The 18,729-nt window shown below is 70.1% G+C and carries 22 protein-coding genes, 1 tRNA gene and 2 pseudogenes; 6 read left to right on the top strand and 19 right to left on the bottom strand.

Going from position 1 to position 18,729, the window contains the following annotated elements:
• Window positions 1-4: 4 nt before the first annotated feature.
• The 3 genes from ACZ561_RS34460 to ACZ561_RS34450 all read right to left on the bottom strand — a co-directional run bounded on the left by ACZ561_RS34460 (window position 5) and on the right by ACZ561_RS34450 (window position 4,162).
• The gene (locus ACZ561_RS34460) at window positions 5-808 is read right to left on the bottom strand and encodes a YceI family protein (protein ID WP_471002831.1); all 804 of its coding nucleotides are present in this window, start codon (window positions 806-808) and stop codon (window positions 5-7) included.
• Between the two features lie 236 nt (window positions 809-1,044).
• The gene (locus ACZ561_RS34455) at window positions 1,045-3,435 is read right to left on the bottom strand and encodes an MFS transporter (RefSeq protein WP_471002946.1); all 2,391 of its coding nucleotides are present in this window, start codon (window positions 3,433-3,435) and stop codon (window positions 1,045-1,047) included.
• A gap of 250 nt (window positions 3,436-3,685) precedes the next feature.
• The gene (locus ACZ561_RS34450) at window positions 3,686-4,162 is read right to left on the bottom strand and encodes a MarR family winged helix-turn-helix transcriptional regulator (protein WP_471002828.1); all 477 of its coding nucleotides are present in this window, start codon (window positions 4,160-4,162) and stop codon (window positions 3,686-3,688) included.
• Window positions 4,163-4,536: 374 nt separating this feature from the next.
• Here ACZ561_RS34450 and ACZ561_RS34445 point away from each other — a divergent pair, with 374 nt between their 5' ends.
• Window positions 4,537-4,764 carry a hypothetical protein gene (locus tag ACZ561_RS34445; protein WP_471002825.1) on the top strand — a complete coding sequence of 76 codons (228 nt, stop codon included), beginning with the start codon at window positions 4,537-4,539 and terminating at the stop codon, window positions 4,762-4,764.
• 1,728 nt (window positions 4,765-6,492) lie between these two features.
• Entirely contained in the window at window positions 6,493-6,831 is a 339-nt protein-coding gene (locus ACZ561_RS34440) for a DoxX family protein (RefSeq protein WP_471002822.1), read from the top strand.
• Between the two features lie 27 nt (window positions 6,832-6,858).
• Here the strand turns inward: ACZ561_RS34440 and ACZ561_RS34435 are convergent, their stop codons facing one another.
• The 3 genes and pseudogenes from ACZ561_RS34435 to ACZ561_RS34425 all read right to left on the bottom strand — a co-directional run bounded on the left by ACZ561_RS34435 (window position 6,859) and on the right by ACZ561_RS34425 (window position 8,262).
• Complete coding sequence (locus ACZ561_RS34435; RefSeq protein ID WP_471002819.1) at window positions 6,859-7,242, bottom strand: hypothetical protein; 384 nt, start codon at window positions 7,240-7,242, stop codon at window positions 6,859-6,861.
• A 2-nt stretch (window positions 7,243-7,244) separates the two neighbouring features.
• Window positions 7,245-7,349, bottom strand: a pseudogene (locus ACZ561_RS34430) (DUF397 domain-containing protein); the annotation flags it as partial.
• Entirely contained in the window at window positions 7,318-8,262 is a 945-nt protein-coding gene (locus tag ACZ561_RS34425; RefSeq protein WP_471002816.1) for a helix-turn-helix domain-containing protein, read from the bottom strand. The pseudogene ACZ561_RS34430 and the gene ACZ561_RS34425, both read right to left, overlap by 32 nt.
• A 119-nt stretch (window positions 8,263-8,381) precedes the next feature.
• Here ACZ561_RS34425 and ACZ561_RS34420 point away from each other — a divergent pair, with 119 nt between their 5' ends.
• Window positions 8,382-8,783 carry a hypothetical protein gene (locus ACZ561_RS34420; protein WP_471002813.1) on the top strand — a complete coding sequence of 134 codons (402 nt, stop codon included), beginning with the start codon at window positions 8,382-8,384 and terminating at the stop codon, window positions 8,781-8,783.
• On the opposite strand, the gene ACZ561_RS34415 is transcribed toward ACZ561_RS34420, so the two are convergent.
• The 5 genes from ACZ561_RS34415 to ACZ561_RS34395 form a co-directional block, all read right to left on the bottom strand.
• Window positions 8,764-9,486, bottom strand: a complete 723-nt coding sequence (locus ACZ561_RS34415; RefSeq protein ID WP_471002810.1) for a hypothetical protein — start codon at window positions 9,484-9,486, stop codon at window positions 8,764-8,766. The two genes, ACZ561_RS34420 and ACZ561_RS34415, sit on opposite strands and share 20 nt — an antisense overlap.
• Window positions 9,487-9,536: 50 nt before the next feature.
• A complete protein-coding gene (locus ACZ561_RS34410; RefSeq protein WP_329118247.1) occupies window positions 9,537-10,439 on the bottom strand; it encodes an RNA polymerase sigma factor SigF in 903 nt (300 codons plus the stop codon).
• A gap of 235 nt (window positions 10,440-10,674) precedes the next feature.
• Complete coding sequence (locus ACZ561_RS34405; protein ID WP_471002806.1) at window positions 10,675-11,580, bottom strand: RNA polymerase sigma factor SigF; 906 nt, start codon at window positions 11,578-11,580, stop codon at window positions 10,675-10,677.
• Between the two features lie 210 nt (window positions 11,581-11,790).
• Window positions 11,791-12,084 carry a Dabb family protein gene (locus ACZ561_RS34400; protein ID WP_329118243.1) on the bottom strand — a complete coding sequence of 98 codons (294 nt, stop codon included), beginning with the start codon at window positions 12,082-12,084 and terminating at the stop codon, window positions 11,791-11,793.
• A 23-nt stretch (window positions 12,085-12,107) separates the two neighbouring features.
• The gene (locus ACZ561_RS34395) at window positions 12,108-12,272 is read right to left on the bottom strand and encodes a hypothetical protein (RefSeq protein ID WP_175439350.1); all 165 of its coding nucleotides are present in this window, start codon (window positions 12,270-12,272) and stop codon (window positions 12,108-12,110) included.
• Window positions 12,273-12,695: 423 nt separating this feature from the next.
• Between ACZ561_RS34395 and ACZ561_RS34390 the strand changes: the two are divergent.
• Window positions 12,696-12,872 (top strand): annotated as a pseudogene (locus ACZ561_RS34390) (tyrosine-type recombinase/integrase); the annotation flags it as partial.
• Window positions 12,873-12,921: 49 nt separating this feature from the next.
• Here the strand turns inward: ACZ561_RS34390 and ACZ561_RS34385 are convergent.
• The 6 genes from ACZ561_RS34385 to ACZ561_RS34360 form a co-directional block, all read right to left on the bottom strand.
• Window positions 12,922-13,194, bottom strand: a complete 273-nt coding sequence (locus ACZ561_RS34385; protein WP_471002802.1) for a hypothetical protein — start codon at window positions 13,192-13,194, stop codon at window positions 12,922-12,924.
• A complete protein-coding gene (locus ACZ561_RS34380; protein ID WP_471002799.1) occupies window positions 13,187-13,450 on the bottom strand; it encodes a hypothetical protein in 264 nt (87 codons plus the stop codon). Before ACZ561_RS34380 ends, ACZ561_RS34385 begins: the two co-directional genes overlap by 8 nt.
• A 198-nt stretch (window positions 13,451-13,648) precedes the next feature.
• A tRNA-Ser gene (locus ACZ561_RS34375) sits at window positions 13,649-13,733 on the bottom strand.
• 68 nt (window positions 13,734-13,801) lie between these two features.
• On the bottom strand, window positions 13,802-14,230 hold the full coding sequence (gene tadA / locus ACZ561_RS34370; protein WP_471002943.1) for a tRNA adenosine(34) deaminase TadA: 429 nt from the start codon (window positions 14,228-14,230) through the stop codon (window positions 13,802-13,804).
• A gap of 47 nt (window positions 14,231-14,277) precedes the next feature.
• A complete protein-coding gene (locus ACZ561_RS34365) occupies window positions 14,278-14,805 on the bottom strand; it encodes a tRNA adenosine deaminase-associated protein (protein ID WP_471002797.1) in 528 nt (175 codons plus the stop codon).
• A 217-nt stretch (window positions 14,806-15,022) separates the two neighbouring features.
• Complete coding sequence (locus tag ACZ561_RS34360) at window positions 15,023-15,220, bottom strand: hypothetical protein (RefSeq protein ID WP_376442942.1); 198 nt, start codon at window positions 15,218-15,220, stop codon at window positions 15,023-15,025.
• An 87-nt stretch (window positions 15,221-15,307) separates the two neighbouring features.
• Between ACZ561_RS34360 and upp the strand changes: the two genes are divergently transcribed.
• Window positions 15,308-15,943 (top strand): uracil phosphoribosyltransferase, encoded by a 636-nt coding sequence (gene upp / locus ACZ561_RS34355; RefSeq protein WP_260230861.1) that lies wholly within the window; start codon window positions 15,308-15,310, stop codon window positions 15,941-15,943.
• 58 nt (window positions 15,944-16,001) lie between these two features.
• Here the strand turns inward: upp and ACZ561_RS34350 are convergent, their stop codons facing one another.
• Window positions 16,002-16,607 (bottom strand): LytR C-terminal domain-containing protein, encoded by a 606-nt coding sequence (locus tag ACZ561_RS34350; RefSeq protein ID WP_471002793.1) that lies wholly within the window; start codon window positions 16,605-16,607, stop codon window positions 16,002-16,004.
• A gap of 129 nt (window positions 16,608-16,736) precedes the next feature.
• A complete protein-coding gene (locus ACZ561_RS34345; protein ID WP_009067182.1) occupies window positions 16,737-17,033 on the bottom strand; it encodes a type II toxin-antitoxin system VapB family antitoxin in 297 nt (98 codons plus the stop codon).
• A 97-nt stretch (window positions 17,034-17,130) separates the two neighbouring features.
• Between ACZ561_RS34345 and ACZ561_RS34340 the strand changes: the two genes are divergently transcribed.
• Complete coding sequence (locus ACZ561_RS34340; protein ID WP_471002789.1) at window positions 17,131-18,687, top strand: helicase HerA-like domain-containing protein; 1,557 nt, start codon at window positions 17,131-17,133, stop codon at window positions 18,685-18,687.
• Window positions 18,688-18,729: the final 42 nt, after the last annotated feature.

The raw sequence follows: 18,729 nt of genomic DNA, 5'->3' as shown, positions 1-18,729 counted from the left end.
CCCCTCAGCTCTCCCGTACCGCCTGGACGTCCAGCGTCACCCGCAGTGTCGCGCCGATCGCCGCGATGCCCGCCGAGACCACCTGGTTGTAGTTCATCGCGAAGTCCTCGCGCCGCAGCTCCGCCTCCGCGCGGAACGCCGCCCGCACCCCGCCCCACGGATCCGCGCTCGTCCCCAGATAGGTGAGATCCAGCGGCACCTCCCGCGTGACGCCCCGCAGCGTCAGCTCGCCGTCCACGGTCCACCGGTCCGGGCCCGCCTCGCGCAGCGCCGAGCTGCGGTACGTGATCTCCGGGAAACGGTCCACGTCCAGGAAGTCCTCGGACCGCAGGTGCTTGTCCCGCAGGCCGTTGCCCGTGTCGACGGAGTCGGCCGCGATGACCGCCTCCACCCGCGAGGCCAGGACCTCCGGCGCGATCTCGATCCGGCCGGTGAACTCGGTGAACCGGCCGTGCACGCTGGAGATCCCCAGGTGCTGGGCCACCGCCCCCACCGAGGAGTGCGCCGCGTCCAGGGTCCACGCCCCGGGCGGCGGGAGCTCCGTACCGCCCGTGCGGGCCAGGACGACCGTCCCGACCTCCGCCCGCCCGGTCCCGCCCACCAGCGACGTACGCGCGTCCGGTGCGTAGCCGAGCGCGGTCACCACCACCGTGTACGGCCCCGGGGCCAGCGAGCCCTCGGCCTGTACGACTCCGTCCCCGTCCGCCGCCGCCCGCAGGACCTGCCCGCCCGAACCGTCCGTCACGGTCACCACCGCGTGCTGGACCGGCCACCCGTCGCGGGTCCGTACCTGTGCGTGCAGTCCCATCCGTACCCTCAACCCTCACTTGGAAGAACAACAGGGCGGCAGGCCGTCCCCTTTTTGCGCTCGCTCCCCTCCGGGGCGCTCAAGCCGCTGTCGACGGTCGACCGTGCTCGACCGCTCGTCCCTCGCGGTCTGTGCGCGCTCTCCCTTTCGACAGCGTCGCGCCCCTTCGGCTCGCTCGCTGTGCCTGCCGCCCCGGACCCGGTCGCGCCTCCGCTCGAAGCGCGGCCGGGAGTCGGTCACTCGCCCGGGTGGGCGAGTTCGATGTCGTGGCCGTCGACCCCGGCACCGGTCACGGTCAGCCGCCCCGCCACCGGCGGGTAGCCGGTCGCCATGAGCGTGTACTCACCGGCGTCCAGGTCCGCGAAGGCGTACGCGCCGTCCGTGTCCGTCGTCGCCGAGGCCTTCACGTTCCCGGCGGCGTCGACCAGGGTCACCCGTGCATCGGCCAGCGGCCGGTGGTCGAGGCCCGCGCGGACCGTCCCTTGGACGACCGCTCCGGCCGCCAGGGCCACGTCGAGCGCCGTCACGCCCTGCCCGCCGATCTCGACGGGCAGCGCCTGCGGGCGGTAACCGGCGGCGGTGACCGCGACCGTGACCGCGCCCGGCACCAGCTCACCGAAGGCGAAGCCGCCGTCCGCGCCGGACTTGCCGGTCGCCAGCACCTCGCCCCGTACATCCGTGATCACGACCATCGCCCCGTCCACCGGCGCGCCGCTCTCGGCCGCGGTCACCGAGCCGGTGAGGCCGCTCGTGCCGGTCAGGAGCACGTCGTGGGCGAGCGGACCGTCGTTCACGACGACCGTGGAGGCCTGCGGCTGGAAGCCGTCGGCGGAGGCGATCAGGACGTACGAACCGGCGGCCGGGGCGTCGAAGGCGTACCGGCCCTCGCTCCCGACGACCGAGCGGCCGAGCTGCTGCCCGCCCAGCGAGATCAGCGTGAGCGTCGCGCCGGGGAGGTCGGTGCCTTCGGCGGTACGGACGGTGCCGGTGATGGTCAGGCCGGTCACAGGGGCGGTGGTCACCGTGGCGGTGGTCGCAGGGGCGGTGGTCACCGTGGCGGTGGTCGCGGAGGCCGCCACGGCGGCCGTCGGCTCCTCCGGTACGTCCGGTGCCGCGTCCGCCTTGGGGGCCGAACTGCTCTTCAGCGCGACCTCCTTGATGAACAGCGTCACGAGGAAGGCGAGCAGCGCGAACGGCGCCGAGTAGAGGAAGACATCGGCGACACCGTGTCCGTACGCGTCCTCCATGACGGTACGGATCGGGGCCGGCAGCTTGTCCATGTCCGGGATGCCACCGCCCGAACCGCCGTTGCCCATCCCCGCGGCCTTCGGGCCGAGAGCGGTCATCCCGTCCTGGACGTAGTGCGTGACCCGGTTGGCCAGCACCGCGCCGAGCGCCGAGACGCCGATCGCGCCGCCGAGGGAGCGGAAGAAGGTGACGACGGAGGAGGCGGAACCGAGGTCGGCCGGGGCCACCTGGTTCTGCGTGCAGAGCACCAGGTTCTGCATCATCATGCCGAGGCCCAGACCCATGACGCCCATGAAGAGCGCGATGTGCCAGTACTCCGTGTCGTAGCGGATCGTGCCGAGCAGGCCGAGTCCGCCGGTCGTCAGAGCACCGCCGCTGACCAGCCATGCCTTCCACTTGCCGGTCTTGGTGATGACCATGCCGGAGACGGTCGAGGAGACGAACAGACCGGCGATCATCGGGATCGTGAGGACGCCGGACATCGTCGGCGACTCGTTGCGCGCCAGCTGGAAGTACTGGCTGAAGAAGACCGTCCCGGCGAACATCGCGACGCCGACGAAGAGCGAGGCGAGCGAGGCGAGGGTGATCGTGCGGTTGCGGAAGAGGCGCAGCGGGATGATCGGCTCGTCGGCCTTCGACTCGACGAAGACGAACAGCGCGCCGAGGAAGACGGAGCCGCCGACCATGGCGGCCGTCTGCCAGGACATCCAGTCGTACTTGTCGCCCGCGAAGGTCACCCAGATCAGGAGGAGGGAGACCGCGGCGCTGATGACGAAGGCACCGGTCCAGTCGACCTTGACCTTGCGCTTCACGACAGGGAGCTTCAGCGTCTTCTGGAGGACCAGGAGCGCGATCAGCGCGAAGGGCACGCCGACGTAGAAGCACCAGCGCCAGCCGAGCCAGTCGGTGTCGGTGATGACGCCGCCGAGCAGCGGGCCGCCGACGGTCGCGACGGCGAAGGTGGCGCCGAGATAGCCGCTGTACCGGCCGCGCTCACGCGGGGCGATCATCGCGGCCAGGATGATCTGGGAGAGGGCGGTCAGACCGCCGACACCGATGCCCTGCACGACACGGCAGGCGATGAGCATCCCGGTGTTCTGGGAGAGACCGGCGACGACCGAACCGGCGACGTAGATGACCAGCGCGACCTGGACGAGCAGCTTCTTGGAGAAGAGATCCGCGAGCTTGCCCCAGAGCGGGGTGGTCGCGGTCATCGACAGAAGCGCGGCTGTGACGACCCAGGTGTAGGCGGACTGGCCGCCGCCGAGGTCGGTGATGATCTGGGGGAGGGCGTTGGACACGATCGTCGACGACAGGATGGCGACGAACATGCCGAGCAGCAGCCCGGAGAGCGCCTCCATGATCTGCCGGTGCGTCATGGGCGCCGCGCCGGAGGTGTGGCCGCCCGCCTGCGTTGGCGGGGCGGGTGTTGTCGTGGCCATGAACTTCCTTTGCTGTTACGCGGGTGCTGTTACGCGGGTGCTGTTACGCGGGTGCTGTCAGGCGGGGGCTTGTTGCTGGTGCTTTGGGCCGGCGCCTTGGGCGGGTGCTTTGGGCGGGTGACTCGGGCCGCGCCTTGGGCGGGTGCTTTGGGCGGGTGCTTTGTGTGCGGGTGACTCGGGCGGGCGTTCAGGCGTGGTGGGCCCGGCAGTCTCCGAAGGAGTCGCGGAGGCGGGCGAGCAGGTGGGTGAGCAGTTCGACGTCTTCGTCGGACCAGTCCGCGAGGTTGCGGGTGAGCATGGCGGTCAGCCGGCGGTCGAGCTCGTCGAGCTTCTCCCTGCCCTCGGCGGTGAGGTGCAGGATGCGGGAGCGCTTGTCGGCGGGATCGGGCAGCCGCTCGACCCAGCCGCGGTCGACGGCGTGGGAGACGTGACGGCTGCTGACCGACATGTCGACGGCCATACGCTCCGAGATACGGCTCATGCGCATGTCCCCGTCGTGCTTGAGCAGGGCGAGGACGATGGCGGAGCCGCTGGGGCAGTCGGCGGGCAGAGAGCGGGCCATACCGCGCTTCACCGCGCCGATGGCGCTCACCTGTCGGGCGAGGTTCTCGTACCGGTTCGGCTTGTCGAGCTTGTCGAGCTTGTCCACTGCGACCCCATGCATGTTGTTGCTTAGGGCAACCATAGAGATGGATGGTTGCTCCAGGCAAACTAAATCGGTCAAACGGCGCTAAAGAATCGGCAAAGGGGGAGCGGGGGGAGGAGGGAGAGGAGGGGAGCGAGGGGTGGGAGGACGGAGGGGAGAGGGGGACGAGGGTGGGGCCGCGGGTAGGGCTGGAAGTGGGGCCGGAAGTGGGGCCAGGGGTGGGGCCGGAAGTAGGGCCAGGGGTGGGGCCGGAACCGGGGTCGAGGGTGGGGCGCCGTGCGGGGGATCGGTGCCGGAGCAGTGTCCGGGTGGTGCCCGACCGGTGCTGGACCGGTGCCCGGACCAGGCGGGGGCTTGGGCGCGGCAGCCGGGGTTCGCTAGGGTCCTGGCTCATGGCACACAACCCCCAAGCTCCGTACGGTCAGGGCCCCGGCCCCGAGGGCAACTACGACCCGGCCGGCAGCACGCAGATGTTCCGCGCCTTCGTCGACGAGGGCGCCCCGCAGGGCGGCGGCCGCACGGCGGCGCCCCAGTCCTCCGGCTCCAAGGTGGGCCTCATCGTCGGCGTGATCGCGGCAATCGTGGTCGTGGCGGCGGTGGCCTGGCTGGCGCTGGGCTGAGTCCGGAGCCTGGCGCTTTGAGGGCTTCTGGTCTCTGAGCGTCCTGGTGTGGGCGTTCTTGCGGGCTTCTGGTTCGGCCGCCCTCGTTCCGAGTGTGGCGACCGGAGTCGGTGGGTCAAGGGCGCTCCCTGCGGTCGCGTCGGCTTCGCCGATTGCGCTTCGCTTCACCCTTGACCCACCGCCTCCGGTCGCCTTTTCACACTCGGAGGGCGGCCGGGGGGCGTGGCCACGCGGGGAGCCGAGTGCGAGCCTGAGCTCGGCTCGGCGCCTGCGGCCGAGTGGGTGGGTTTGCGCGGCAGTTGAATGGGGCGGCCGGGCACCGGCTCAGCGTGTTGCGGCCGTCGGTCGGCTGGGATTCATGCCCCGCTGGTCACTCCCCGGTGGGTGGTGGGGTGAGTCGGTCGGCTGAGCGATCATAAGGCTCCACAACTCGCCTTCGGCGGGCCCTGAGGGGCGCTTTCCGGGGAAGTTACCGCGAGTAGTGGAGAGTTGGGGACGTCAGCCGTTGCTCCGACTCCGCCCCGTGTCCGTGTGGGCCGGGCGATCGGCCCACCTCGCCCGGCAGTGAGGGGTGCCCTCCGCCCTCCGTGTGGGCTGGGCGTTCCGCGCGAGTCGGCCCGCAGTGTGTGCCCACACCCCCGTGCGGGCCGGGCGTTCCGCCCACCTCGCCCCGTAGTGTGCGGGGGCCCTCCGCCCTCTCCCACGCCTCGTGTGGGCCGGGCGTTCCGTGCGAGTCACCCCCCAGTGGGCGGACGCCTACCCCCCCCCACGCTCCACCCCCGTGTGGGCAATCGTCCCGCTGGGCGGGACGGGTGGGCACACGGGACGGTGCCCTTGCCGGGCCCAGGCTCCCTGTCCGTGCGGTGCCTACGGGTGCGGCGCCGTCGTGGGTTGTGCCCACCCTCCCCCAGACTCCGTCCGGGGGACCCCCAGCCCTGCGGAACGCCTGCCCACAACGGGGGTGGCGAGGGTGGGTACCGCCCTGCGGAACGCCCTCCCCGCAACCGGGGTAACTAACGGGGGTGGGTACCCGCCCTGCGGAACGGGTGCCCACAACCCGCCGGGGGCCGGGGTGCGGGTGGGAACCGCCGTGCGGCACGCCGGCCCACAACCAGCGGGGCGGAACTCCTGCCCGCAACCCTCCGCCGGGCCGGGGCCACTGCGGTACCGGGCAGCCGATCGGGGCCGATCCCCCGGCACCACCGGTTGCGGCCCCGTGGCCGGTCGGGGTCGCCCCCCGGCGCCACCGTTGGCGGCCCTGCCAGGCTTCGGAAAGAGGCGGGGGAGTTCACCACCCACCGGGGAGTGACCAGCGGGGCATGAGTCCCAGCCGTCCCCCCACCGCAACACGCTGAGCCGGTGCCGTCACCGCCCCATTCAACTGCCGCGCCGTCCCACCCACCGGCCCGCGCGCGCTGAGCAGAGCGTGGCCACGCAACCGGCTGCCGCGTTGGCCCCCACCCCGGGCCGCCCTCCGAGTGTGAAAGGGCGGGTGGAGGCGGTGGGTCAAGGGTGGAGCGAAGCGGAATCGGCGGAGCCGACGCGACGGAGGAGCGCCCTTGATGCGCCGGTGGAACCCGCCACACTCGGAGAGAGGGCGGCCACCACCAGCAGCTCACGGGCGTGGTTCAGGCGAGTGCCTCAAGACCTGTCACACATGTGCGGTGCGCTCCGTCAGTGGGGTGTGCGAGCGGGAAACGCTCGCCACCCCGAGCTGAGGAGCCTCCGATGTCCACCACCTACATCGTCGTCACCGCCGTCGCCGCGTTCATGGTCGGCTTCTCGGCGCTCTCGATCTTCATCAAGGCCCCGTGGGTCACCCAGCCGCTGACCGAGTACGGCGTCCCCCGCTCCTGGTGGACCTGGCTCGGTCTGGCCAAGGCGGCCGGCGCGGTAGGCCTCGTCGTCGGCCTGTGGATCCCGGCGATCGGCGTCGCGGCCGGCATCGGCGTGGCTCTGTACTTCACCGGGGCCCTGATCACCGTGATCCGCGCCCGCTCGTACGCACACGTCGTCTGGCCGATGATGTACGCGGCCCCGGCCGTCGCCGCCCTGTTCCTCGCCTGATCCTGAGCCTGAGCCCCAGGCGTACGGCTACGGCTCGATCCAGCGCCGCAACGCGTCGACGGTGGTCTCCGGCGAGGTGTTGAAACAGAGCCGGATCCCGGGCACGGCCTCGATGAGGACGTTCACGAGCCGTTCGAACAGCAGGGTGTGTTCAGGAATCATGCGCACGCCGCCGCCGATCATCGCCAGCCCGAACGTATCGCCCTTGAGCAGCTCCCGGACGGCGGCCTCGGCGTCGTCCGGCGAAGGCTCCACCAGACAGGTCACGACGTCGAACCCCGCCTCGCGCAGCGCGGCGTTCCCGGCGGCGATACGTGCGGTGAGCGACGCCTCGTCGACACCGTCGGGCAGGGCGCTGTAGTCGAGTGAGCGGGGGTGAAGCCCGATGGACAGGACCTTGGTGTTCTCCACGGTCACAGGGCTCCCACGAACGAGTCCCAGGCCCGGTGGCCGAAGACGAGGGCGGGTCCTTCGGGAGCCTTGCTGTCACGTACGGGGACGAGGCCGGGGAATCCTGGGGCGACTTCGAGGCAGTTGCCGCCGTTGTCTCCGCTGTAGCTGCTCTTGATCCACGTCGCGGGGAGCAGATCGTGCCTCTCCATGCTGTCCGTACCCTTCGATCAAGTCGCTTATCAGAGCGGCAGATTGGCGGGCCGACAGCGCGTCCGCCCGCAACCCATCATAGGTCTGGGTGTGCCGGCGCAAGATGGATGGATCATCGCTGAAGTGGCCGCTGTCGAGTGACTCCGAGTAGACCCATTCGTGCCCGTCGGGGAGCTTGATCAGCGACAAAGACGTGTTCGGGCGGTGCAGCTCGGGATCGCAAGCGGGTGCGATCTGCAGGAAGACGTTGGGGAGTCTGCCCACTTGGAGCAGGTGAGCGCATTGAGCGCGCATGACTGCCGGGCCCCCAATGACGGTGTGGAGGCAGCTCTCGTCCAGTACGACCGAGTACAGCGGGCCGTCATCCAACAGGAAGCGTTGCTGGCGGCTCAACCTGGCACGGACCCGCTCTTCCAGTTCCGCGCCGCTCGTCACCCTGGAGAACAGGGCGTGGGCGTACTCCGGGGTCTGCAGCAGGCCCGGCACGACGTGCACTTGGTACTCCCGCAGGTTCACGGCCTCCGAGTCCATGCCGGCCCGCCGCTCGAACCAGTCCGGGTGCTGGACCTCCGGATACCAATCGATCCGCCCCCAAAGCCGCCCTAACACCCCTCCCGTCCCCAGCAGTTCGTCGCACGCCTTCGCGAACGTGTCCTGCGGGACCCTCGTCCCCGCCTCCACCCGTGCCACGTGCGAGCGGTCGCACGGGATCTGGCGTGCCAGGCCTTCCTGTGTCAGGCCCGCTGCCTCCCGGTAGTGGCGGAGTACCTCGCCGAAGACTCCGGCCGTCGTCGCGGCCGTACCCTCGGTGGCGTTACGTCGGCTCACTCCGTCCCCCTTTGTGACAGTGGGCCCTTGGCACGCGGCGAGCGTTGTGGCCGCCCTCTCCATTGAGCAACGCTATGAGTGCAGAGAGTAGTCGCCCGATCGGGTGGAGGAGCTGAGGAATGGCAGGGCGGATGGAGTGCGGAGGGTTCGTCTACGATCCCGCCGCCCGCAGGGTGGGCGAGTACCGGGGTGAGGCGGGGCCGTACGTCGTGCTGCGGCCCGTCGGGGGTGGGAGGGAGTGGGAGGCCGATCCGGCGCGTGTGCGGCCCGCCACGGCCGCCGAGCGGCTGAGTGCCGGGGTAAGGGCCGCGAACGAGCGGGCGGGGGCGGAGTACGAGCTGAGCCGGCCGCCCGTGCCCGTTCCGGGCTGTGGGGTCTGCGCGGAGCTCGCCGGGCGGCGGGCGGAGGCTCGGGGCCGGTTCGACTGGAGTGCGGAGACGGATGCCGATGTGCTGCTGCGCCGGCACCGTGGCGAGCGTCATCCGTCGGGCGGTTCCGCGGTCACTTCCATGTCGCCGTGACCTTCTGGGTGTCGACGTGCATGCCGAGCGGGACGCGCCAGGAGTCCACGCAGACCGTGTACGTCCGGGTCTGCGCCGTCCCGGCCGCGATGGGCGCGGGGAGGGGCTGAGTCGATTCGATCGTCGCCCAGTCGATGCCGAGTGCGCCGATGATGTGGGTGGCGAAGGTGATCGTCCCCGAAGTGGCCGCCGTGCCGCCCGTGTTGTGGAAGGTAACCGTCACGCGTTCGCACCACCGCTTGTCCGCGTCCGTGAGGATCGGGGCGGAGAGGGTGAGCATGGCGGGGGTGGTCGGGCTGGGTGGCCGCTGCGGCGGGGCGGGTGGTGAGGTCGTGCCCGGGGGTGGAGCGGTCGCGGTGCGTGGCGGGGTGGTGCCGGGCCGGGCGGGTGTCGTCCCGGGGCGCGAGGTTCCGGGGCCCGCGCCTGTGCCCGTATCCGTGTCGGTGGCCGTGTCCGTACCGTCAGGGGCCGGGGTCGTCCCTGGTGGGCGGGGTGAGGGGGATGACGTGCTGGAGGTGGTGCCGTCGGCCGACGGGGGGTCCAGGGGGATCAGCGTCACCGATCCCGACGGGCGTACCGCGTCCTTCGGGGTGGAGCCCGCGCCGACCGCCGCGTAGCCCTCGTCCTCGCCTCCGCCGCACGCGGTCAGCGCTCCGCCGAGGCAGAGCGCGACCACTGTCAGAAGTGACCTCTGTCGCCGCATGGCGCCAGTTTTGCTGACGCCATGTCAGTTGTGAACCGTAATCGCGAACTTCAGTCGGCGATCAGGCCCTGGCGGAGCTGGGCCAGGGTGCGGGTCAGGAGTCGGGAGACGTGCATCTGGGAGATGCCGACCTCCTCGCCGATCTGCGACTGCGTCATGTTGGCGAAGAAGCGCAGCATGATGATCTGCCGCTCCCGGGGCGGGAGTTTGGCGAGCAGCGGCTTCAGCGACTCGCGGTACTCGACGCCCTCCAGCGCCGTGTCCTCGTATCCGAGTCGGTCCGCCAGCGAGCCCTCGCCGCCGTCGTCCTCCGGGGAGGGCGAGTCGAGCGAGGAGGCGGTGTACGCGTTGCCGACCGCGAGGCCGTCGACGACGTCCTCCTCCGACACCCCGAGTACGGCGGCGAGTTCGGGGACGGTGGGGGAGCGGTCCAGCTTCTGCGCCAGCTCGTCGCTGGCCTTGGTCAGCGCCAGGCGCAGTTCCTGGAGCCGGCGCGGGACCCGCACCGACCAGGAGGTGTCGCGGAAGAAGCGCTTGATCTCACCGACGACGGTCGGCATCGCGAACGTCGGGAACTCCACTCCGCGTTCGCAGTCGAAGCGGTCGATCGCCTTGATCAGGCCGATGGTGCCGACCTGGACGATGTCCTCCATCGGCTCGTTGCGGGAGCGGAAGCGGGCTGCCGCGTACCGCACGAGCGGCAGGTTGAGCTCGATGAGGGTGTCGCGGACGTAGGTCCGCTCCGGGCTGTCCGCGGCGGCGCCCGCGTCGTCCAGCGCGCGGAGCCGCAGGAAGAGGGAGCGGGAGAGCGTGCGGGTGTCGATGGCTTCCGGCGTGACAACAAGCGGCGCGGCGGGCTCGGCAGTCTCCGCCGTCGGCTGGACCGGCATCGGTACCGGCGTCTGCACGGGCGTGAGCGTGAGCACCTTCGAGCTGCCCTGTTCTGCGGACATGCCACCCCCTTGAGGTCGCGGACGGTCGCGGCGGCCACGACCATCGGAGGAACGCAGCCTCCACCTGAATACCGGAGGCGGGGCTGCGGCAAACGCGGTTCCAGCAGAATGTCACATGTCGGCAACACGCTGTAGTGACTTGTCGACATGGAGTGGGTGAATATCCGCAGGAAACAAGGGGTGTACGGCATTTGGGGCGCCGTGGAACTGCTCCGAACCGGTCTACCCGTTTCAGCTACGCCTCGATCCTGTTTGCGGATCTCAATCGGGCGAAGCTCCGGGCGAGGAGCCTTGACACATGCATCTGTGAGACGCCGAGTTCCTGGCTGATCTGAGACTGGGTCAGGTTGCTGTAGTAACGGAGCATCAGGATCCGCTGTTCGCGCTCGGGCAGTTGTACGAGCAGGTGTCGTACGAGATCCCGGTGTTCGACGCCGGCGAGTGCCGGGTCCTCGTAGCCGAGCCGGTCGAGCAGTCCGGGCAGTCCGTCGCCCTCCTGGGCCGCCTCCAGCGAGGTGGCGTGGTACGAGCGTCCTGCCTCGATGCAGGCCAGCACCTCGTCCTCGCCGATCTTCAGCCGCTCGGCGATCTCGGCGGTGGTGGGGGAGCGGCCGTGGGCGGTGGTGAGGTCCTCGGTGGCGCCGTTGACCTGGACCCAGAGCTCGTGGAGGCGGCGCGGCACATGCACGGTGCGGACGTTGTCGCGGAAGTAGCGCTTGATCTCGCCGACGACGGTGGGCATCGCGAAGGTCGGGAACTGTACGCCGCGGTCGGGGTCGAAGCGGTCGATGGCGTTGATCAGGCCGATGGTGCCGACCTGGACGACGTCCTCCATGGGCTCGTTGCGGGAGCGGAAGCGGGCCGCCGCGTACCGGACGAGGGGGAGGTTGGCCTCGATCAGCGCCCCGCGGACCCGGTCGTGCTCGGGGGTGCCCGGTTCGAGCTCCTTGAGCTGTCCGAAGAGGACCTGGGTGAGCGCGCGGGTGTCGGCGCCCCGGGTGGACTGCGGCCGGGTGGAATGGGGGCGGGTGGGCTGCGGCCGGTTGGCCTGGGGTCGGGCGGACTGGGGTAGCGGGCGCGTGGGCTCCGGGTCGCCGGCCTCGTTCTGGGGCGGGACCTGAGGCGCTGTACTGGCCGGCACGTTCACGCCACCCCTTCGGCTGGTGTTGCTGGTCAACTACGGTCAAACTCATCCATCAAAAGCGGTCATAGCATCACAAGACATGTCCACTGTGTGCAAGCACCGTATAGCCACGTGTTGAGGGCAAGTTGGGGCCAAATGGGAGGCCAACACCCGGAAGGCCCCCCGCCATGACGGCGAGGGGCCTTGAAGAATCGAGTCGGGCGAACCCTAGAACGCGTAGTCCGCGATCACCCACGTGGCGATCTCGCGCCACAGCGCGACGCCCGCCTGGTGGGCCGGGTGGTCCAGGTAGCGCTGGAGCGCATCGGTGTCCTCGACCGCCGAGTTGATGGCGAAGTCGTACGCGATCGGCCGCTCGGAGATGTTCCAGCCGCACTCCCAGAAGCCCAGCTCCGGGATCTCCTTCTCCAGCCCGTCGAACGCCTCGGCGGCGGCGACGGCACGCGGGTCGTCCTTCGCGATGCCCTCGTTGAGCTTGAACAGGACCAGATGGCGGATCACAGCAGGACTCCTCGTCGGTGGTTCTAGTTGACGAGTTCGGTCATGAACTCGCCGACGCCCTGTGCGGCGGACGATATGCCCTCGAACCCTACCTGGACGAGATCGGCGGCCCTGTCGGGGGAATTGATGATCGTGTACAGCACAAAGACCACGAGCGCGTAGAGCGCGACCTTCTTCGCTTGCGCCATCTGCCGCGCCTTCCCCTGTCTGCACCCCTGCGTGGACGCGTGAGTCTAACGGAGCCACTTCAGCCACTTCACTGGGCCTTTATGGACCAAGGGCCCGGAGATCGGGGCCTTTTGCCGCCCCCCGGAAGAGTGACGGCAGAGCAGTATGGATGTCGAGCCCGGCGGATCTGGCAGGAGTCCGCGGGGCCGAGGAACCGGCCCTCACTGCGGGGTCCGCGCCGCGAGCTTCCCCCTGACCGCGGCGCAGGACTTGCAGGACCGGTTCTCATCGGGGGGAGCGGCTTGTCCCCCCGATGCCGCTCCCCCCGTCCGACGATGAGGCCCCGGCCGCGCCCACAGGCGTGGCCGGGGCCTTCGTCGTGGCATACGGGGCCCGGATACGCCGAAGGGCCTGGTGCTGTGCACCAGGCCCCTCCGATCGAAGGGCACGACGCGCGACACACGGCCGCCACGGTGCTGCTCATCCTCGGAGTGTCCGAGCGAGCCGTGATGGGGCTCATGGGCTGGTCGTCCACGGCCATGGCAGCGCGCTACCAGCACATGGTCGACACGGTCCGTACGAACGTCGCTCGACAGGTCGACGGCCTCATCTGGCAGTAGGCCACGTGGTCCCAGCGGCGCACTCCGCCCCTGGGGCCAAGGAGCGTAGTTACACAGCCTTGCCGCCGAGGAGCCCCACAATGGCCCCGAATCCCAGGTTGGCGATGGTCGAGCATGTGTCCATCGCTGACTTGGCGGCATCGGTGGGCTGCTCGACGAAGATCGCGATGGACAGGTTCGCCGCAAGCGCGCCAACGGTGATGACCACTACGGCGATGAAGACCATCTTGAAGTGGGGCGTGACCGTGGTCACGGCTGAGTTGTCTGCCGGAACAGGCTCTGTGACCGCATCCGGTGCCGGGTTGGCGACGCTGTCACTCACTGGACTCACCGCCTGCGCGGGTCGGGGAGTCTGGCTCGTGGGCAGCTTGGTTCCGTAAGTCGGCGATCAGGGCATCTAACTTCTCCTTATCGAGTGGCCCGTTCACCACCACCTTCTTGCCGTCGACCTTGATGATCACCGACTCCTCGCGGGGGCGGCGGAAGATGTCGAGCAGGACCTCTCGCACGTCGGTCCACCCCAAGGCGCCAGCGATGCCGACTGCCATCAGGGCAAGCGAGATCCATTCAATATTCATGGTCCAATCCCCAGATTCGTCGCGTATCACCCAGGCGCACGGACAGGTGGGTCGTGGACTCAGATTGTGCTCGTTGCCGGAGACCTGCATGGCCCGCTTCGGAAAAACGATCGCCTGCGGCACCACAAGTGAGACGGAAACTGAGACGGAGAACGATGAAGGGGCGGTCCCGATCGGGACCGCCCCTTCATCTACCAGCGGTAGCGGAGGGATTTGAACCCTCGGTGACTTGCGCCACACTCGCTTTCGAGGCGAGCTCCTTCGGCCGCTCGGACACGCTACCGAGAGAGAGCTTAGCCCAAAGAGGCCCCTGCGATGAAATCCGTATCGCTTCGCAGGTCGGCGCGTGGTTCAGCGCGCGCGGAAGAAGGCCGTGAGCTGCGCCGCGCACTCCTCTCCGAGGACGCCGTGGATCACCTCGGGACGGTGGTTCAGCCGTCGGTCCCGTACGAGGTCCCAGAGCGAACCGGCCGCGCCGGCCTTCTCGTCGAGCGCGCCGAACACCACCCGGCCGACCCTGGACTGCACGAGTGCGCCGGCGCACATCACGCAGGGCTCCAGGGTCACGACGAGCGTGCAGCCGGTCAGCCGCCACTCCCCGGTCTTCGCCGCGGCCCGGCGCAGGGCCAGGATCTCGGCGTGGGCGGTCGGGTCGCCGGTCGCCTCGCGCTCGTTGTGGCCGACGGCGAGGACCGTGCCGTCCGGGGACAGCACGACCGCGCCGACCGGTACGTCACCGGCCGGCACGGCCTGCTCGGCCTCCGCGAGGGCGAGCCGCATGGTCTCCCGCCAGGGATCCCGTACGGGGTCGGGTGCTGCTTCTGTCACTAGCGAACGGTCTCCAGCACCTCCGCGGCGCCCAGTGCGTCCGCGATCTCCGCCAGTGCGTCGCTCTCCAGCAGCAGCAGTCTCTTCTCGGACAGACCGAGATCCGCGAGGATCAGCCGGTCTCCGACCGGCGCGGCCGGCACGGCATCGGCTGCCGTGCTTGTGTCCTCTTCGTCGTCCCCGCGGTCGAGAGGCTCGCCGTCCTCCGTACCGTCGAGGTCGAGGGCGTCCAGGTCGTCGCCGTCCTGGTCGTCGCCGAGCAGTTCCTTGGTGAGGATCTCCCCGTACGAGGAGCGGGCGGCGGCCGCCCCGTCCGACACGTAGATGCGAGGGTCGTCCTCACCCTCGATCCGGAGGAGCCCGAACCAGGCGTCCTCCTCCTCGATGAAGACGATCACCGTGTCGTCGTCGACCGAGGCCTCACGGGCCAGTTCGGTCAGGTCCGACAGGGTCTCCACATCGTCGAGCTCTGTGTCGCTCGCTTCCCACCCGTCTTCGGTGCGCGCGAGCAGTGCGGCGAAGTACACCGTGACTCTCCCACTGATCAGAGGTGTGACGATCCGGCGGCGCGCTCCTTATGCCCCGCCCAATCGGCATCGTGGCAGAAACAGCGGCTTCAGGAGAGGTCTTCGGCTCTTGCGTCGTGCATCAGTCTGATCGTGACGGTGAACGGGTGGATGCGCGGCACCGGCGCACGGCCCCGGCGCACAGAGGGCGCACGCGCAGCGTCGGGCGCTGTGGCCGTCACCAGCGGAAGGTGCGCATCCGCATGGCCTGGCGCATCCTGGCCGCCCGCGCGCGCCGGGGCTGGACGCGCTCGCGCAGCGCCTTCGCCTCGTGCAGCTCGCGCAGGAACTGGGCGCGGCGCCTGCGACGCTCCGCGTCGGTCTCCGGCGGCGTTTCGCCGCCCCTTGCGTCGGCACGGTCTGCCGGGTCGGGCATGGGCCACACCACCCCACGACTGGGTCCTGTGCCACCACCTTCCCTCCACGGCGTGGGTTGATGCCAGTGCGGGCTACTGTTGGAGTCATGCGTCTCCACGTCGTCGATCACCCGCTGGTCGCCCACAAGCTCACCACGCTGCGCGACAAGCGCACCGACTCCCCGACCTTCCGCCGGCTCGCCGACGAGCTGGTCACCCTGCTCGCCTACGAGGCCACCAGGGACGTGCGCACCGAGCAGGTCGACATCGAGACCCCTGTGACGCCCACGACGGGTGTGAAGCTGTCGTACCCGCGGCCGCTGGTGGTCCCGATCCTCCGTGCCGGCCTCGGGATGCTCGACGGCATGGTGCGGCTGCTTCCGACCGCCGAGGTCGGTTTCCTCGGCATGATCCGCAACGAGGAGACGCTGGAGGCGTCGACCTACGCGACGCGGATGCCGGAGGACCTCTCGGGCCGCCAGGTGTACGTCCTGGACCCGATGCTGGCGACCGGTGGCACGCTCGTCGCGGCGATCCGGGAGCTGATCAAGCGCGGCGCGGACGACGTGACGGCCGTCGTGCTGCTCGCCGCCCCTGAGGGCGTCGAGATCATGGAGCGCGAGCTGGCGGGCACGCCGGTGACCGTCGTGACCGCCTCGGTCGACGAGCGCCTCAACGAGAACGGCTACATCGTCCCCGGCCTGGGCGACGCGGGCGACCGCATGTACGGCACGGCCGACTAGTCGAGCGCCTCGGTTCCGTACGGCTTCGACGCCGTACGGGACGAGGCTTCGTAGGGCGTCAGCACTTACCGGTGGGCGCGGGCTTGGGCTTGTTGAGAGCGACCAGGGCCGCGTCCGCCGTCGTTTTCGGGTCCAGGCTCTTGAAGGCCGTCCCGATGATCAGGTCCACGTCCGCCGTCGCGCGCGCGTCCGTCTTGGTCGTGGCGCCCTTCAGCTGGGTGCCCAGGACCGTGAACGCGCCCTTGGTGGCCCCGGGGGCGCCGAGCAGTATCCCGGCGCCGGGCACCTTCTTGTCGTACGCGACGGGCGCGTTGCCGACCTTGCCGATGATGAACCCGCGCTTCTTCAGCTCGTCGGCGGTCGACTTCGCGAGGCCGCTGCGCGGGGTCGCGTTGTAGACGTTCACCGTGATCTGCGCGGGCTTGGGCAGAGCGGCGACCGGCGCGGTCGTCGCCTTGGTGACGGGCTTGCAGTCGGCGCCGCGACCGGCCGTCGTCCTGGTGTCGTCGCCGCCGGAGAACACGTCGACGAGCTGCAGGGTTCCCCAACCGGCCGCGCCGAGCACGACCACGGCGGCCCCGGCCGCGAGGACGATCCTGCGCCTGTGCCGAGGGCGGCGCATACGGGGGTACTTGTCGCCCGTGATGCGGTATTTTCCGCCCATTCCGGGGGGAGTGAGCATGCTCATGGACGCAGCGTAATGCCGTCCGTCGGAGTTGGATACTTGACGATCATGTGATCGCGTCCGGATGGACGGAGAGAGCCCCCGAAAGGGTCAGAACTGCGGGCCGCGCTAGTCCATTTCCAGTACGCGGGCGTGCAGAACCTGCCGCTGCTGGAGTGCCGCGCGCACCGCGCGGTGCAGCCCGTCCTCGAGATAGAGGTCGCCCCGCCACTTCACGACGTGCGCGAAGAGGTCGCCGTAGAAGGTCGAGTCCTCGGCGAGCAGCGTTTCCAGGTCCAGCTGGCCCTTGGTGGTGACCAGCTGATCGAGGCGGACCGGGCGCGGGGCGACGTCCGCCCACTGCCGGGTGCTTTCCCGGCCGTGGTCGGGATACGGCCGGCCGTTTCCGATGCGCTTGAAGATCACACGGAAAGCCTACCGGGCGAGCGGCTCCCGGCGCAGCCACGCGAGCGTAGTGGGATGCTGGGGCAAAACGCCATAAACCGGGAATTGGGGTCCTCCGATGAGCGTCAGCGAGCAGTCTCCGGCCACCGAGATCGCCGCCGGGTACGCCTTCACCGGGGCCGCGCTCGATCTGGGGGCGCTGCTGTGGGACGGGACGTGTCACCCGGATGCGCCGATCCGTGTCCCCCTTCCGATGCTCAACCGCCACGGCCTGGTCGCCGGCGCGACCGGCACGGGCAAGACGAAGACCCTCCAGCTCATCGCCGAGCAGCTGTCGGCGAACGGTGTGCCCGTCTTCCTCGCCGACATCAAGGGGGACGTCTCGGGGATCGCGGCGCCGGGCACGGAGGGCGAGAAGGTCCGCGAGCGGGCCGGGCAGGTGGGGCAGGAGTGGGCGGCGAGGGGCTTCCCCTGCGAGTTCTACGGGCTCGGGGGCATCGGCCCCGGCATCCCCGTGCGGGCGACGGTCACCGGCTTCGGCCCGGTGCTGCTGTCGAAGGTGCTCCAGCTGAACCAGACTCAGGAGCAGTCGCTCGGCCTGATCTTCCATTACGCGGACTCCAAGGGCCTGGAGCTGGTGGACCTGAAGGATCTGCGGGCGGTGGTGGCCTTTCTGGTCTCGGACACCGGGAAGCCGGAGCTGAAGGGGATCGGCGGGCTTTCGACGGTGACGGCCGGGGTGATCCTGCGGTCGATCACGGCGTTCGAGCAGCAGGGCGCGGGCGGGTTCTTCGGGGAGCCGGAGTTCGACACGGCCGAGTTCCTGCGGACGGCGGAGGACGGGCGCGGGGTGGTGTCCGTACTGGAGCTGCCGGCCGTGCAGGACAAGCCGCAGCTCTTCTCGACGTTCCTGATGTGGATGCTCGCGGATCTCTTCAACGACCTTTCCGAGGTCGGGGATCTGGAGAAGCCGAAGCTGGTGTTCTTCTTCGATGAGGCGCATCTGCTGTTCAACGGGGCGTCGAAGGCGTTCCTGGAGTCGATCACGCAGACGGTCCGGCTGATTCGCTCGAAGGGGGTCGGGATCTTCTTCGTGACCCAGACGCCGAAGGACGTGCCGGGCGATGTGCTGGCTCAGCTGGGCAATCGGGTGCAGCACGCGCTGCGGGCGTTCACGCCGGACGACGCGAAGGCGTTGAAGGCGACGGTACGGACCTTCCCGAAGTCGCCGTACGACCTGGAGGAGGTCCTGACGGGCCTCGGGACGGGCGAGGCGGTGGTGACCGTGCTGAGCGAGACGGGCGCGCCGACCCCCGTGGCGGCGACGCGGCTGCGGGCGCCCGAGTCCCTGATGGGGCCGGTCGAGGCGGGGGTGCTGGAGGCGGCGGTGAAGGGCTCGCCGCTGTACGGGCGGTACGCGGAGGCGGTGGACCGGGAGTCGGCGTACGAGAAGCTGACGGCGGAGCAGCAGGCGGCGGAGGCGGCGGCGGTGCGGGCGGCACGGGAGGCCGAGGAGGCGAAGACGCCGGCGCGGGCGCCGCGGAACGAGGACGAGTCGCTCGCCGAGCAGGTGGTGGGGAGCGGGGTCTTCAAGTCCTTGGCGCGGTCGATCGGGACGCAGCTTGGCCGTGAGATCAGCCGCTCGATCTTCGGTACGGCCCGCAGGAAGAGGTAGGGCCCGGCCCCCTGAAGGGACCGGGCCCGCGCTCGGAGGCCG

The sequence above is a fragment of the Streptomyces sp. NPDC039609 genome, assembly GCF_055596705.1.
This window is presented reverse-complemented; position numbering and strand designations above follow the sequence as displayed.

What these genes read in the sequence shown, in the direction of transcription:
- ACZ561_RS34460 (WP_471002831.1), bottom strand. Translation starts at nt 808, where the DNA reads ATGGGACTGCACGCACAGGTACGGACCCGCGACGGGTGGCCGGTCCAG.
- ACZ561_RS34455 (WP_471002946.1), bottom strand. Translation starts at nt 3,435, where the DNA reads ATGACGCACCGGCAGATCATGGAGGCGCTCTCCGGGCTGCTGCTCGGC.
- ACZ561_RS34450 (WP_471002828.1), bottom strand. Translation starts at nt 4,162, where the DNA reads ATGCATGGGGTCGCAGTGGACAAGCTCGACAAGCTCGACAAGCCGAAC.
- ACZ561_RS34445 (WP_471002825.1), top strand. Translation starts at nt 4,537, where the DNA reads ATGGCACACAACCCCCAAGCTCCGTACGGTCAGGGCCCCGGCCCCGAG.
- ACZ561_RS34440 (WP_471002822.1), top strand. Translation starts at nt 6,493, where the DNA reads ATGTCCACCACCTACATCGTCGTCACCGCCGTCGCCGCGTTCATGGTC.
- ACZ561_RS34420 (WP_471002813.1), top strand. Translation starts at nt 8,382, where the DNA reads ATGGCAGGGCGGATGGAGTGCGGAGGGTTCGTCTACGATCCCGCCGCC.
- ACZ561_RS34415 (WP_471002810.1), bottom strand. Translation starts at nt 9,486, where the DNA reads ATGCGGCGACAGAGGTCACTTCTGACAGTGGTCGCGCTCTGCCTCGGC.
- ACZ561_RS34410 (WP_329118247.1), bottom strand. Translation starts at nt 10,439, where the DNA reads ATGTCCGCAGAACAGGGCAGCTCGAAGGTGCTCACGCTCACGCCCGTG.
- ACZ561_RS34395 (WP_175439350.1), bottom strand. Translation starts at nt 12,272, where the DNA reads ATGGCGCAAGCGAAGAAGGTCGCGCTCTACGCGCTCGTGGTCTTTGTG.
- ACZ561_RS34380 (WP_471002799.1), bottom strand. Translation starts at nt 13,450, where the DNA reads ATGAATATTGAATGGATCTCGCTTGCCCTGATGGCAGTCGGCATCGCT.
- tadA (WP_471002943.1), bottom strand. Translation starts at nt 14,230, where the DNA reads ATGCGGCTCGCCCTCGCGGAGGCCGAGCAGGCCGTGCCGGCCGGTGAC.
- ACZ561_RS34360 (WP_376442942.1), bottom strand. Translation starts at nt 15,220, where the DNA reads ATGCCCGACCCGGCAGACCGTGCCGACGCAAGGGGCGGCGAAACGCCG.
- upp (WP_260230861.1), top strand. Translation starts at nt 15,308, where the DNA reads ATGCGTCTCCACGTCGTCGATCACCCGCTGGTCGCCCACAAGCTCACC.
- ACZ561_RS34350 (WP_471002793.1), bottom strand. Translation starts at nt 16,607, where the DNA reads ATGGGCGGAAAATACCGCATCACGGGCGACAAGTACCCCCGTATGCGC.
- ACZ561_RS34340 (WP_471002789.1), top strand. Translation starts at nt 17,131, where the DNA reads ATGAGCGTCAGCGAGCAGTCTCCGGCCACCGAGATCGCCGCCGGGTAC.